Annotated in this window: 12 protein-coding genes, 1 tRNA gene and 1 pseudogene; 8 read left to right on the top strand and 6 right to left on the bottom strand. The window is 62.7% G+C overall.

Going from position 1 to position 14,075, the window contains the following annotated elements; all coding sequences use genetic code 11:
• Positions 1-45: 45 nt before the first annotated feature.
• Positions 46-1,026 carry an NAD(P)-dependent alcohol dehydrogenase gene (locus AC0L7P_RS15100; protein WP_473433480.1) on the bottom strand — a complete coding sequence of 327 codons (981 nt, stop codon included), beginning with the start codon at positions 1,024-1,026 and terminating at the stop codon, positions 46-48.
• Positions 1,027-1,135: 109 nt separating this feature from the next.
• On the opposite strand from AC0L7P_RS15100, the gene AC0L7P_RS15095 reads away from it, so the two are divergent.
• Together AC0L7P_RS15095 and AC0L7P_RS15090 are read left to right on the top strand one after the other, a co-directional pair.
• Complete coding sequence (locus AC0L7P_RS15095; RefSeq protein ID WP_473433479.1) at positions 1,136-2,017, top strand: LysR family transcriptional regulator; 882 nt, start codon at positions 1,136-1,138, stop codon at positions 2,015-2,017.
• Between the two features lie 378 nt (positions 2,018-2,395).
• On the top strand, positions 2,396-2,998 hold the full coding sequence (locus AC0L7P_RS15090; RefSeq protein ID WP_473433478.1) for a tyrosine-type recombinase/integrase: 603 nt from the start codon (positions 2,396-2,398) through the stop codon (positions 2,996-2,998).
• Positions 2,999-3,180: 182 nt separating this feature from the next.
• Here AC0L7P_RS15090 and AC0L7P_RS15085 read toward each other — a convergent pair.
• A tRNA-Cys gene (locus AC0L7P_RS15085) sits at positions 3,181-3,254 on the bottom strand.
• A gap of 474 nt (positions 3,255-3,728) precedes the next feature.
• Here AC0L7P_RS15085 and AC0L7P_RS15080 point away from each other — a divergent pair.
• The 3 genes and pseudogenes from AC0L7P_RS15080 (at position 3,729) to AC0L7P_RS15070 (ending at position 6,668) form a co-directional block, all read left to right on the top strand.
• Positions 3,729-4,382, top strand: a complete 654-nt coding sequence (locus AC0L7P_RS15080; protein WP_473433477.1) for a protein-L-isoaspartate O-methyltransferase family protein — start codon at positions 3,729-3,731, stop codon at positions 4,380-4,382.
• A 39-nt stretch (positions 4,383-4,421) separates the two neighbouring features.
• A pseudogene (locus AC0L7P_RS15075) lies at positions 4,422-5,802 on the top strand (TolC family outer membrane protein).
• A gap of 116 nt (positions 5,803-5,918) precedes the next feature.
• Complete coding sequence (locus AC0L7P_RS15070; RefSeq protein ID WP_473433476.1) at positions 5,919-6,668, top strand: hypothetical protein; 750 nt, start codon at positions 5,919-5,921, stop codon at positions 6,666-6,668.
• A 104-nt stretch (positions 6,669-6,772) separates the two neighbouring features.
• Here AC0L7P_RS15070 and AC0L7P_RS15065 read toward each other — a convergent pair whose 3' ends face one another.
• Together AC0L7P_RS15065 and AC0L7P_RS15060 are read right to left on the bottom strand one after the other, a co-directional pair.
• The gene (locus tag AC0L7P_RS15065; RefSeq protein ID WP_473433475.1) at positions 6,773-8,227 is read right to left on the bottom strand and encodes a cobyric acid synthase; all 1,455 of its coding nucleotides are present in this window, start codon (positions 8,225-8,227) and stop codon (positions 6,773-6,775) included.
• Between the two features lie 93 nt (positions 8,228-8,320).
• Positions 8,321-8,638: a DUF6280 family protein gene (locus AC0L7P_RS15060; protein WP_473433474.1), complete on the bottom strand. Its 318-nt coding sequence runs from the start codon at positions 8,636-8,638 to the stop codon at positions 8,321-8,323.
• A gap of 212 nt (positions 8,639-8,850) precedes the next feature.
• On the opposite strand from AC0L7P_RS15060, the gene efp reads away from it, so the two are divergent.
• Positions 8,851-9,414: an elongation factor P gene (gene efp / locus AC0L7P_RS15055; protein ID WP_473433473.1), complete on the top strand. Its 564-nt coding sequence runs from the start codon at positions 8,851-8,853 to the stop codon at positions 9,412-9,414.
• Positions 9,415-9,471: 57 nt separating this feature from the next.
• On the opposite strand, the gene ygfZ is transcribed toward efp, so the two are convergent.
• Entirely contained in the window at positions 9,472-10,215 is a 744-nt protein-coding gene (gene ygfZ / locus AC0L7P_RS15050) for a CAF17-like 4Fe-4S cluster assembly/insertion protein YgfZ (protein WP_473433472.1), read from the bottom strand.
• A gap of 59 nt (positions 10,216-10,274) precedes the next feature.
• Here ygfZ and AC0L7P_RS15045 point away from each other — a divergent pair, with 59 nt between their 5' ends.
• Positions 10,275-10,961, top strand: coding sequence for a TIGR04283 family arsenosugar biosynthesis glycosyltransferase (locus tag AC0L7P_RS15045; RefSeq protein ID WP_473435475.1), 687 nt, complete (start codon positions 10,275-10,277; stop codon positions 10,959-10,961).
• Here AC0L7P_RS15045 and AC0L7P_RS15040 read toward each other — a convergent pair.
• Positions 10,958-12,718: an ABC transporter ATP-binding protein gene (locus tag AC0L7P_RS15040; RefSeq protein WP_473433471.1), complete on the bottom strand. Its 1,761-nt coding sequence runs from the start codon at positions 12,716-12,718 to the stop codon at positions 10,958-10,960. The genes AC0L7P_RS15045 and AC0L7P_RS15040 overlap by 4 nt on opposite strands.
• A gap of 150 nt (positions 12,719-12,868) precedes the next feature.
• On the opposite strand from AC0L7P_RS15040, the gene AC0L7P_RS15035 reads away from it, so the two are divergent.
• Positions 12,869-14,074: a pyridoxal-phosphate-dependent aminotransferase family protein gene (locus AC0L7P_RS15035; RefSeq protein WP_473435474.1), complete on the top strand. Its 1,206-nt coding sequence runs from the start codon at positions 12,869-12,871 to the stop codon at positions 14,072-14,074.
• The last annotated feature ends 1 nt before the right edge of the window (position 14,075 follow it).

Raw genomic sequence — 14,075 nt, 5'->3', positions numbered from 1 at the left:
GTTTTCGCCGTCGCCGCCGATTTCGCCGGACTGCGTCGCGCGCTTTTACACAACGACGACATTGCCGCGTTTATGCCCCGCCTCGACATAGGCGTGGGCCTCGATAAGGTCGGACAGCGGATAAATCCGGCCCATGACCGGGGTAAGGCGGCCCTGGTCGATCTGGGTCAGGATCTCGGCCAGCATGGCCCGCAGACGCTGCGGCTTTTCCAGGCCAACGGCCGCGAACAGGGCGCGTTTCCGTCCCATCAGGCGCGACAGCAGAATCGCGGGCAGGCGCCCCAACGTCAGGACCGGGCAGAGGTAGCGCCCCGCCGTGGCCAGCGCCGGCCTGGCGGCTGAAAAGGACGCGACGCCCAGCGTATCGAAGATTACGTCGTATCCGGCCCCAAGCTGCAAAGCCTCGTCGCTGGTATAGTCGATCACCCGTGCAGCCCCGAGCGAGGCAACGAAACTGGCGTTGCGGGCGCTGCAGGTGGCCGTCACGTCGGCGCCCATGTCGGCGGCAATCTGCACCGCGGCACTGCCAAGACTGCCGGCCCCGCCAAGGATCAGCACGCGATCACCGTTCTGGACCTGGCCGAGGTTGCGCAGAAAGTGCCATGACGTAAGCACGCCGTCACAGAGGACAGCCGCGTCCTCGTGGGGCAGGGCGTCGGGCTTGGGCATCAGAACGCCGTCCTCGTCGACACAAATGTGGCTCGCATTGGCCCCAAAGCGCAGCCCCGCCTCGCCAAAGACCAGATCACCGGAGGCAAAGCGATTCACCTTTTCGCCGACAGCGATTACCTCGCCCGACAGGCCAGTGCCGGACAGCCCGTTGCGCGGACGCCGCAGGCCAAGGAAAGGCCGCGCGAACAGCGGCTCGCCCTTGCGCATCATCCCGTCTGCCCGTGTCACAGCAGAGGCATGGATGCGGATCAGCACCTCGGTCGGGCCGGGTTGCGGCATGGGCAGGGTGATGGGCGTCAGGGTTTCGGGGCGGCCATAGTGCGGGATGTGCCAGGCTGTGCGCGTCGCTGTCATCGGGGGAACCTCCTTGGTCTTTGGGTGTGCGCATCGAGATAGAGGGTTCTTCGTGCTCCAAAGAGTGGCTATAATAGTCCGCAGTGGTTCATTAACGATCCGGGTGCCGATGGATTGGAAATCCCTTCCGGCCTTTTTGGCCGTCGCGCGAAACGGCTCGCTTCGGGCCGCAGCCGAGCAGTCGGGCGGCACCCATGCGACTCTGCGCCGGCAGGTCGAGGCACTGGAGGCGCAGCTTGGCACCCGGCTGTTCCGACGGGGCGCGGATGGCCTCGCCCTGACCGCGGCCGGTCGCAGACTGTTGCCGCAGGCGCTCGAGGCCGAAGCCGCGCTCCTGAAGGGGTTCAACGCGGTGCAGGGCCTCGACCGCGAGGCATCCGGGCGTATCCGACTATCGGCCGATCCGATGACGGCGCATTACCTGCTGGCCCCGGTGCTGGCCGACTTCGCCGCGCTCTATCCCGAGATCGAGATCGAGCTTCGGCTTGCCTACACGCTCGATTCGATCGCCCGGAACGAAACGGATGTCTCGATCCGTCATGCCGCTGTGATCGAGGACGACGCCGTGGGCCGCAAGCTGTTTCCGCTGTCGATCGGGGTGGTGGCGTCGCGCGACTACATCGACAGCGCCCTGCCCAAAGCGGGCCGCAAGGGGCAGGGGCTTTGCTGGGTGGGATATGGTGACGTGCCCGAGCTTGTCACAATGATCGCGGGCTCCGCTTTCCCCGAGGCGCGCGTGCGTCACTGCGTACCCGACCCGGAAATGCATCTGCACCTTGTGCGTGCCGGTGCGGGGATGACGTTCCTTGCAACCTGGGTGACATCGGTGTTCCCCGAGCTGCAACGCGTCCCGGGCACCCAGCTCGACCAGCGCCGCTCGACCTGGGTGCTGCTGCACGGCGAGCTGCGCCGGGTGCGGCGCGTCCGGCTGTTCGTGGATTATCTCTGCGATGCTCTGCTTGAGCGGCGCGCGGCATTTCTGGGAACTTAGCCCCTGTATCTGTCAGGCCGTCGTCCCGGTCCTGACGGCGCTTGCACAGGGCATTCGTGATGATGACGCGCTTTCTGGCGACGGAGGGAATGGTGTTTTTGTTCGGCTTTCCGGCCTTGCAGGATCGATCTGCAAAGGTTCTAGGATTGGATTATAATGTGTCGCAAGGCAGGGGGCGCGGTCCCAGCGGCGTTATGGCACTGGCGTGAGCCGGTTGCGACGATGAGTTTGCAAGCTACAGCCGCCCCACGTCCAATGGCGTGATTATCAAATACGCAGCGGACGCAGGGCATACAATGCGCGGCAGAAGCCTCAGCACGATCAAATCAGTCCAACAAACACGCAAGGAAGAAAGGCCGCGCGCCCTGGAACGCAGCCTTGCTGCGAGATCCTGACCACGCATCCATCGATGGTGAGCTGACCTATCCCCTGGCCGAAGCCGGGAACCTGCATGAGATCAACGATTACGCGGCGGGTTCCAGCCTCGATGTCCGCTCTGTCGTCGCGAGCCTGAAATCGACCGATCTGGGCCAGATGGTATATCGTGAACGGGATGCGCAGGCATCAGAGGATGCCCACATGGGGCGGGTTCTGATCGCCGCGACCGCGACCGGTCTTCGGCCAGCCGACCTCGTGCAGCTCCGCCGGTTCAACGTCGAAACGCTCGCCTCCGGCAACCGCCGTCTGCGCGTCTCAACCGCGAAGCGCGGGGTCTTCGCGCACATCCCGATCACGCAGAAAATGGCGGAGATCATCGACACCGCTCCGGACGGGCAGGAATACATTCTCACGAACCCCTCCGGGGAGGCCTGGACGAAGCGGTATGTGTCGCAGCGCCTCAGCCACTGGAAGAACAAGGCGGGGCTGACGGAAGAAGCGCTGGGCCACAGCCTGCATCTGCACGACTGTCGTGGGACCGCAACCACCAAACTCCTGGAGGCCGGAGCCGATGCGTTCCGACTTGCGACAGTCTTCGGCTGAAATCTGCGCTACGCGACACGGATGATCGAGGTCTACGCGGTCGTCGGAGGCGACAAGACCGACAAGATTTTGGAGCTTGTCGCCAAGGCCGAAAAGAACGCCGCAGGAACGAAATTGTAAAATGCCCTGAAAAATGGGCATCGGTAAATCCACGGATTCTTGGCTAAGCCATTGAAAACAAATGGAGGCGAGTAGGAGAATCGAACTCCTGTTCACGGATTTGCAATCCGCTGCGTAACCACTCCGCCAACTCGCCTAGCCCGTTGTGGTGAAGGGCGTTTAGCGCGTTGGCGGGTGGGCTGCAAGTGGGGTCTCTGCACATTCATTGCTCCCTTTTGCTTTGGGCTGTGATGGGCGGCACCGTCTGATGGCTGCTGTCAGCTATGAAATATCGGCAAAGCAGGGTGGGGGCTGCCTTGGATTTGGCAATACGCACCACGGCGGATTCAGCGCGAACCAGTTCGTCAGGAGAATGCAGAGCTTTGACAGACCTGTTGCAAACGGCGGGCGTGGCCCGAACCCGGAACGGTTGAAGCGACGCAAGGCGGTGAAAACAGGACGTACTTTCAGCTCTGGCACGTTCCGGGAGGATTCCTTGGGAGCGCGTCCATATCACCACACCGGGCGGTTGCCCGCGCCCTGAACGGGGTTGCGGTAGATCGCCCTGTTGCCCAGCCCGGGAATTCGTGTCAAACCGATTTCCAACGAAATGAACGGATGAGTTCAGTCCATGACCGACTTTGCCAAGCGCCGCACCATGATGGTGGACAATCAGATCCGCCCGGCTGATGTGACCAAATTTCCCATAATAGACGCGATGCTGACTGTGCCGCGCGAACTTTATGTGTCGTCCCCACGCAGTGAGGCGGCCTATATGGGCGAAAACATTGATCTGGGGCAGGGGCGTATCATCGCCGAACCGCGGACCCTGGCCAAGATGCTGGATGCCCTGGATGTGCAGCCTGGCGATCTGGCGCTGGATATTGGCTGCACCTACGGCTATTCATCGGCCATTCTGGCCTCTATGGCCGAGGCGGTAATCGCTGTCGAGGAAGACCCTGACATGGCGCGCGAGGCCGCCGATACCCTGAGCGATCAGGGCGTTGATAATGTGGCGGTGGTCGAAGCCGAGCTGATCGCAGGCGCCCCACAGCACGGCCCTTATGACGTGATTATCGTGCAGGGCGGGGTGCAGGAAGTGCCGCAGGCCCTGCTGGATCAGTTGAACGAAGGCGGGCGAATCGCCTGTCTTTTTCAGGAAGGGGCGCTGGGGGTCTGCCGGATCGGTTACCGCGTGGATGGTCAGGTGAACTGGCGGTTTGCGTTCAACGCTTCGGCGCCTGTGTTGCCCGGATTTGCGCGGCAACCCGCGTTTGTACTCTAGCCGCTATATGTCCTGCGGGACGAAACAGGAGATGCTCGGATGTTGACCAAGAGGATTGCCGCGGGCCTGCTGTCGGCCAGTATTCTGGGGGCGTCGCTGATGGCGCCCGTCGCCGTGAACGCCGAAACCTTGCCCGATGCGTTGGTCGAGGCCTATAAACACAGTGGCCTTTTGGAGCAGAATCGCGCCACCCTGCGTGCGGCTGACGAAGATGTGGCCCAGGCCGTCGCCACCCTGCGCCCGGTGATCAGTTACCTTGCCACCAGCACTTACAATTTTTCCCTGTCGTCGAGTGTTGATTATACTGACAGCAGTCTCGCTATTTCGTTGCAACAGTTGCTTTATGATTTCGGCGGCACCCAGCTTGGGGTCGAGATCGCCAAGGAAACCGTTCTGGCGACCCGCGAAGGGCTGATCGGCGTTGAAATGAACGTGTTGCTGGCCACGGTTCAGGCCTATCTTTCGGTGCGCAACGATTCGGCCCAGGTGAATCTGCGCCAAAGCAACATGCGCTTGATCGAACGGGAATTGCGCGCCGCGCGCGACCGGTTCGAGGTGGGCGAGGTGACGCGCACCGATGTGTCCCTTGCCGAATCCCGGCTGGCCGCGGCCCGTTCGGGGCTGGCGGCGGCTCAGGGTGATCTGGCCCGGCTCGCGTGAAGCGTTTCGTCAGGCGGTTGGCCGCTATCCCGGCACGCTCAGCCCGCCGCCGACCCCGCCAAAGACCGCAAAATCCCTTGATGCCGCGCGGAGTGTGGCGCGCCGCAGCCACCCCAACATTCGCCAGGCCATGCGCCAGGTGACCATCGCCGAACTGGCCATTGCACGGGCCACCGCAGCGATGAAACCGACGTTGGAATTGCGTGGCACTGTCGGGGTGAACGAGGATTTCGATAACGCGTCGTCGATCGGTCTGCGCCTCAGTGGCCCGATTTATCAGGGTGGGGCGCTCAGCTCGGGCGTGCGGCAGGCGCAGGCCCGGCGCGATGCAAGCCGCGCCGGCCTGCACGACACCCAATCCCTCGTGGAACAGACAGTTGGCAATGCCTGGGCGTCGCTCACGGTGGCGGTGGCCAGTCTCAAGGCCAGCGATGAACAGGTGCGCGCGGCGACCGTCGCCTTTCGCGGGGTGCAGGAAGAAGCGACCCTCGGCGCCCGGACCACGCTGGATGTTCTGAACGCCGAACAGGAACTTCTGAACGCCCGCGCGGCGCGGATCACATCCGAAACCAACCGGATTACCGCTGTTTACAGTCTGCTGGCCTCCATGGGGTTGTTGACGGTCGAACATCTGGGTCTTGGGGTCGTGTCCTATGATCCGGCGGCCTATTACAACGCCGTGCGCGTCGCACCGACGCGCTTTGTCAGTCCGCAGGGGGAAAAGCTCGACCGGGTGCTGAAATCCCTTGGCAAGAAATAACAGGGCCGGACGGGGTCTTTGCGCTGCCAAGGGTTCTTAAACCACAATTGTCTCTATGAGTTGTGTGTGACGGCAACTCGGTTTACACTTTTGGCAGAGCAGACAGAGGCAGGAACATGTCCGATCCAGTGACCAACGTCGAAATTGAAGATGTGCTGTCGTCCATCCGGCGGCTGGTTTCGGTCGATTCAGGGCGGTCCAGACGCGAACCTGCGGCAGACGACGGCAAGCTGGTTCTCACGCAGGATTACCGCATTTCGCCATCGACTGACCCTGACGAAACCGAGGCCATACCAGCCGCGCAAACGGCCAAACTGGCCGAGGATTACACCAAGACGCTGGAACGCCGCATTTCCGAGCTTGAGGCGGCGGTTACCGCGCAGGCCACAGAATTCGAACCCGACGGCAGCGAAGACACATCGCAACACCGTCCGACGATGGTGCTGTTTCCCGCCCGCAGCGGGGAAGAGCCAGCCGCGGATGGTGTGGTCGATCTGGATGATCTGGTCAGCGATCTGGAGCTTGATGTCGGCCTTGCCGATGCGCCGTCGGACGACGCGACAGTTGACCCTGACCAGATGTTCGAGGCGCCGGTAGAGCCGACGGTCGAAATCCCGGAAACGGACGATGGCGTTGAAATTCTGGACGCGGAACGCCACCGAAACAATCAGCAAACGCCAGACGACACCCAGTTCGCCTTTTCCAACGAGGATGCGGTGATCGACGAAGAGGCGCTGCGCGACATGGTGGCCGAAATCGTGCGCCAGGAATTGCAGGGCGATTTGGGCGAACGGATCACCCGGAACGTGCGCAAATTGGTGCGGCGCGAAATCATGCGCGCCATTTCGATCCGCGATTTCGAATAAAGCAATTTCGCAAAAGCCTGCATCACCTGACACTGCCTGAAATAAAAGATTTCAACGCGTTGGGTGATGCCGAGTGTTCAAGGTATTGCGAGAAGGGCCGGAGGTCAGGCGACCGGCCGGGCCAGTTTCAGCAACTGATCAATGTCCATATGCCGCTCCAGGTGATCGGCCAAGGCATCCAGCGTCTGTTCCACCGTGGCATCATAGCTGATTTCCGTGGCCATCACCCCCAGCCGTTGCAAGAACGCCGTGCGAAACCCGTCAGCGGCGAACAGCCCATGCAGATAGCAGCCACGCACCCGTCCGTCAGGCGAACTGGCGCCTTCGGCACGGCCATCAATATCCAGCCATGCGTGGGCGCAATCCGGCCCCGTGGTGCGTCCAAGGTGGATCTCATAGCCCGCAACCGCCGCGCCGCTGGCCGTGTCGGTGGCATGGGTCAGCGACAGGCGCTTTTCCGGCTCCATATTGGTGGTGACGTCCAGCAGGCCCAGCCCGGCGATGCGGCCCGGCGGCCCCTCGATGCCGGATGCGTCGATAATTTCCCGCCCGAGCATTTGATAGCCGCCGCAAATGCCCAGAACATGCCCGCCCCGGCGGTGGTGGGCGGCGATGTCAATGTCCCACCCCTGCGCCCGCAGATAGGCCATATCGGCCAGCGTCGCCTTGCTGCCCGGGATCAGCACCAGATCGGCATCGCCGGGCAGGGCGCGCCCGGGCTCTATAATGTCGACCGTGATCTGGGGGTCGGCGGACAGGGGATCAAGATCGTCGAAATTCGCAATGCGCGACAGGCGCGGCACGACAACGCGAAAGGCGCCGCCCTTGCGGCTGGCGATGTCCATCACGTCTTCGGCGGGCAGGCGCCAGGCCCCGTCGAACCAGGGCAAAACCCCCAGACTGGGCCAGCCGGTGCGCGCCACGATTTCGGCCAGCCCGTCGTCAAACAGCGCCACATCGCCGCGAAACTTGTTCACCGCAAAGCCGACGATGCGGTCGCGATCAGCGGGCGGCAGCACGGCGTGGGTGCCGACGCATTGGGCAATCACGCCGCCCCGGTCGATGTCGCCAATCAGGATCACCGGCAGATCAGCGGCCTCGGCAAAGCCCATGTTGGCAATATCTCCGGCGCGCAGGTTGATTTCAGCAGGGCTGCCCGCGCCTTCGATCAGGATCAGATCGGCGGTTGTTGCCAGCCGTCGGAAACTGTCCAGAACAGCGGGCAACAGCTCGTGCTTGCGGGCGCCGTATTCCCGCGCGCGCAAGGTGGCAAAGCGTTGTCCCCGCAGAATAATCTGCGCGCCTGTGTCGGTTTCCGGCTTCAGCAAAACGGGGTTCATATCGACCACGGGTTCGCGCCCCGCCGCCCGCGCCTGAAGCGCCTGGGCGCGCCCGATCTCACCGCCATCAACGGTGACAGCGGCGTTGTTGCTCATGTTCTGGGGCTTGAAGGGGGCCACGGAAAGACCCCTGCGCAGACAGGCCCGGGCCAGGCCGGCGACGATCATCGATTTCCCGACGTTCGAACCGGCGCCCTGAATCATGATCGCCCTGGCCATATTCCCCCTCGCCTCGGGTTACGTCACAATCAAAGGCGGCGACGCGCCGGAGGGTGGAAACGCACCGGGGGCGCGTTTGGCGGTGGGGAAAGATCAGGCCGCTTCGGCCTGCGCGGCGTGGCGACGCTCGCTTTCTTCGCGCGACAGGGCGACCGACGTGCGGATCCCCTTTGACACGAAATCCATCAGGCCCGAGACAACACGTTCGTTCGGGTCGATCCCGGCACAGGACAACACTTCGCGCCCATCGCGCGACCGTGCCCAGCGGGCGATTTGTTCGGGGCCATTCCCATATTTCTTGTCGTCGGCAATGGCATCATCCAGTGCGGCCAACACGACGGCAGCAAACAGTTTGCGTGCGCGGTTGCCTTGTTCATGGTTGAAAGCGGTTCCATCAACGAAATCTGACATCTCGTCCTCAATTCTTGCTCTTGCGTTTTCGGCGTGAGGCCCCTTATGGACGCTAACAACCTGATTCTGTGTTTCTCATTTGGAATATCACCTATGCAGTCAGTGCATGACTGATAAACAATCACCCCCAAAACGGCGCCTTGAAAGCCATTCCCTGCCCAGATATAGGGTTTGCCAAAGTCCGATCAACCTTTTGCCATGGTTTTGCCTCAATGCCCAAAGTTAACGGAAACGAAATTCGCCCCGGAAATGTTCTGGAGCATAACGGCGGCCTTTGGGCAGCCGTGAAAGTTGATCATGTGAAACCCGGTAAGGGCGGGGCGTTTGCCCAGGTCGAACTTCGTAACCTTCGTAACGGTTCAAAGCTTAACGAACGGTTTCGTTCCGCCGACAAGGTGGAAAAGGTTCGGCTGGAACAGAAGGATCAACAGTTTCTTTACGAATCTGACGGTATGCTGGTGTTCATGGACACCGAAACCTATGAACAGATTGAACTGCCTGCCGAGCTTTTGGGTGAACGCCGCCCGTTTCTTCAGGATGGGATGACCATCAAGGTTGAATTCTACGATGCCGAGGCGCTGAACGCCTCGCTGCCGCAAAAGGTGACCTGCAAGGTTGTTGAAACAGAACCGGTGGTCAAGGGGCAGACCGCCGCCAACAGTTTCAAACCCGCCATCCTTGATAATGGGGTCAAGGTGATGGTGCCGCCGTTCGTGGGGCAGGATGAAGACATCATCGTAAACACCGATACCATGGATTACGCCGAACGCGCCTGAGCGTTCGGGCATGGCAAAGGGCGCGTCGCACCGCAGGGGGCGCGCGCCTTTCGCGTTTCAAATCCGCGTCACCGTCGCCCCCTCTGCCTGCATCGGCCCGGTTGCCCGGTCGAACCGCAGATGGGCAATGGCCCTGCCGCCCGATTGGGTGAACAGCGTGCCTGCGGGTTTTCCGTCGCGCGTCAAAGGGGTGCCGACGGGCGCGGTGCCGGTGATTGCCACTGTGGCCAATCCCTTTTTCAGCTCGGTCTTGTGCTTCATCCGGGCGTTGATTTCCTGCCCGACATAGCACCCTTTGCGAAAATCCAGCCCGTTCAGCCGTTCGAACCCGGCCTCAAGCAGATAGGTATCGTTGGGGATCAGCTCGATCCCGGCGGCGGGGATGCAATGTTGCACACGCAGGGCATCCCAATCGGTGGCGTCGCTGACAAAGCCTTCGCCATAGCCGCGCCAGCCAAGGGCGGGGTGGCGCGGATCGGGCAGGGCGCCGTCGGGCATCGCGCCAGTGCCACGGGCCACGGGCAGGGCGGTTTCATCGAGGGTGATCTTGCGGCGCAGGCGATACATGGTCAGCCGCTGTTTCAGATCATCGAACAGCGCGGCGGGAATGTCGAGGAACAGGGTATCATCCTGCACGAACATGAAGAAATCGCACAGATATTTCCCCTGAGGCGTCAGCAGCGCGCCATAGCGCAAGACTCCCGGTGTGTCGGGTACATTATTGGTGACCAGCCCTTGCAGAAAATCGTGGGCCTCGGCGCCGGCGATGGCGAGAATGCGTCGCGGATCGGTCGTGTTCATCTTTCGGCTCCTCTTTTGGCGATATATAGGGATGGGGCAATGCAATGACCATGGCCGCCATGCCCGCCCCGCTGACCATCGTAATCCCGACCCTGAACGCCGCGGACAGCTTGCCGCGCTGCGCGGCGGCGCTGATGCCGGGGCTTGAGGCGGGGCTGATCCGGCGGCTGGTGGTGTCGGATGGCGGATCACAGGATGGCACGGTCGCGATGGCCGAGGGGCTGGGCGCCCATGTGGTGCAGGGCGCGCCGGGGCGGGGCGCACAGATCGCACGGGGCGTGGCGGCGGCTGACGCCCCCTGGGTGCTGATCCTGCACGCCGACAGTTGGCCCGGCGATGGTTGGGTCATGGCGGTCGAGGCGCATTTGGCCGGGCAGGTGGACTGCGCCGGGTGGTTCCGTCTGGCGTTTCGGGCCAAGGGGGCGGCGCCGCGCATCGTGGCGGGCTGGGCGAATGTGCGGTCGCGCTGGCTCGGCCTGCCGTATGGCGATCAGGGGCTGTTGGTGTCGCGTGATCTGTTGGCGCGGGTGGGGGGCGTGCCTGACCTGCCGCTGATGGAGGATGTGGCGCTGGCCCGGGCACTGCGCGGCACATTGCGCCCGCTGGATGCGGTGGTGCACACGGGGGCTGAGCGGTATGTCGCGGGCGGCTGGCTGCGGCGGGGGGCGCGCAACCTGTGGACCTTGGCGCGCTATTTCGCCGGGGTATCGCCAGAGCGGGCTCGCGCGGGGTACAACCGCCGTTAGGTGTCGTGTTTCTTGAATTGCAGACGGTAAAGATCGGCATAAAGCCCGCCCTGCGCCAGCAGATCGTCGTGGGTGCCCTGTTCCGCCACGCGGCCCCTGTCCATCACCACGATCAGATCGGCGTTGCGGATGGTGGCCAGACGATGGGCAATGACCAGCGTTGTGCGCCCTTGGCTGAGCCGCTCAAGCGCGCTTTGGATGATCGCCTCGGAGTGGGCGTCGAGGGCGGATGTCGCCTCGTCCAGCAGCAGGATCGGCGTGTCGCGCAACAGGGCGCGGGCAATCGCCACCCTCTGGCGCTGTCCGCCCGACAGGTTTGATCCGCGCGGCCCGGCGTGGCTGTCGATGCCCTGTGGCAAATTGGACAGAAAATCGGAAACATGGGCGGCGTTCAGTACGGCGGCAAGGTGCGCGTCGTCCACATCCTCACGGCCCAAAAGGATGTTTTCGCGGATCGTTTCATCAAACAACAGCGCGTCTTGCGTGACGGTGGAAAACATCCCGCGCAACTCGGACAGGTCCAGTTCCGATACGGGCACATCGCCCAGCTGCACCGCGCCGGATTGTGGATCAACCAACCGCGTCAATACGTTGAAAACAGTGCTTTTCCCCGCACCGGATGCGCCAACCAACGCCGTCGTCTTTCCTGCGGCGGCGGTCAGGGACAGCCCGTTCAGGACCGCCGTATCGCCATAGGCGAAATGCACGTCCCGCAGCACGATGTCCGCGGTTTTCGCGGCCATTTGGCGGGGGCTGGCGGGGCTGGTGATGCCGGGGCGCAGATCAAGGATGCCGTAAAGCCGCTCAAGCGAGGCGGCGGCGATCTGAAAGATACCAGAGAGAGAGCCGAGCCGGCGCAGGGGTTGAAACGCCAGCGCCATCGCGGTGAAGAACGACATGAATTGCCCCACCGTTTTCTCGCCCTCGATGATCTCGCGCCCGCCCAGAACCAGAACGCCGAAAAACCCAAGCCCGGTCATGATGTCGATCATCCCGGGCAGCATGGATTGCCCGGCGGTGGTTTTCACGTTCACCCCGACAATCCGGTGCACCACACTTCGGAACCGGCCCAGTTGATAGGATTCCATCCCGTTCAGTTTGATCGGGTTGATGCCATGGAAGATTTCATCCAGCCGGGTTGAACGCTGGGTGGCGGCATCACGCATCTGGCCGGTCTTGCGCCGCACATAGCGTTGCAGCGCCATCGACGGCAGCACCAGCAGGGGAATGCCGACAAGGGCGGTCAGCGTCCAGCGCCAGTCGACGTTCAGGGCAACCACAAACAGCGAGGCCAGCGCGACCAAATCGCGCCCGACCCCCTGAATAAGCACCTGCCACACCCCCTGAACGGCCAAAGTATCGCCCTGCACCCGTTCAATCAGCATCCCGGGAGAGTTTTTCTGAAAATAGGTGGAATCCAGCGTCATCATATGACCCAGCAGATCAATCTGCATTTCGGTGCTGGATTGTTGTGCCACCCGCACGAGCAGAACCCGCTGCACCACCCCGGTCAGGGCGCGCACCACGAACAGCACCAGAATGCCCACACCCACCCACCACATGGCGTTGGTGTTGCCATTGACGAAAACCATGTCGAACATCGGCTGCAACATATAGCTGAGCAGGCCCACGGTGGAACCTTCGATCACCATCATCGCAAAGGCCACGGTGATCCATGGCCAGTGTTGCGCGACATATTCGCGCCACAGACGGCCCATCAGGGCGCGGGAGGTTTGGGTAACGGGCTGTTTGGGCATCTCGGGCGGCTCCGGCAATTCATTCCCTGCTATCTGTTGGGGCGGGAATTGAAAAGCGCGCTTGGCGTGGGGTTTGCGGGCGTTTGCCCGATTGACGGCCCTTCGCCCGGGGAATACCACAAAGCATCGCTTTTTCCCGGAGAAATCATCATGCTGTCCAACGGTCGTCATTACCTTGCCATTCCCGGTCCGTCGGTCATGCCTGACAGGGTGCTGAACGCCATGCACCGCGCCGCGCCCAATATCTATGCCGGGGAACTGGTGGATATGATGCCGGGGATCGTGGCCGACCTGAAGGCGATCGCGCGCACCGAAGGATATTGCGCGCCCTATATCTGCAACGGCCATGGGGCATGGGAGGCGGCGCTGGCCAATGTTCTGTCGCGTGGTGATCGGGTGCTGGTGCTGGCCACGGGGCGGTTTGCCATCGGCTGGTCCGAGGTGGCCGAACGTATGGGCGCCGAATGCGAGGTGCTGGATTACGGCAAACGCGCCCCCGTCGATATGGCCCGTCTGGCCGAGGCGCTGGCCGCCGACCCGGATCACCGGATCAGGGCGGTGATGGCGGTGCATGTGGATACCTCAACCGGGGTGCGTAACGATATGGCAGCCATTCGCGCCACCCTGGATGCGGCGGGCCATCCGGCCCTGTTGATGGCCGATTGCGTTGCCAGCCTGGGGTGTGATGATTTCCGCATGGATGACTGGGGCGTCGATGTGATGGTTTCGGCCAGCCAGAAAGGGTTGATGACACCGCCGGGATTGGGGTTTGTGTTTTACAACGACCGTGCCGACGCCGTGCGTGAAACGGCCGATTGTGCGACCCATTACTGGGATTGGCGGGTGCGCGGCACCGCTGAAATGCTGTGGCAGTTCTTTGACGGCACCGCGCCGACCCATCACATCTATGGCTTGCGCGCCGCCCTTGATATGATCGCCGAAGAAGGGCTGGATAATGTGCTGGCCCGCCACATCGTATTGGCAGAGGCCGTCTGGGCGGCGTTCGATGCCTGGGGTGCCGGTGGCACGCTGGAGCTGAACATCGCCGATCCGGCCCTGCGCAGTCATTCGGTCACATCCCTGCGGATCGCTGCACCCGACGGGGATCGGTTGCAGGATTGGGTGAAGGAAAACGCCGGCGTGACCCTCGGGATCGGGCTGGGCATGGTATCCAATGATGATCGCGGCTCTGGCGGGTTCTTTCGCCTTGGGCATATGGGCCATGTGAATGCGCATATGGTGCTGGGGGTTCTGGGCTGCATTGATGCGGGGCTGAAGGCGCTGGATATTCCCCATGGCAAGGGCGCGCTTGAGGCGGCCAGCAGTGTTTGCGCCCGGGCCTGCGCCAAGGGCTGAA

It is taken from the genome of Oceaniglobus sp. K40-3 (assembly GCF_055808395.1).
This window is presented reverse-complemented; position numbering and strand designations above follow the sequence as displayed.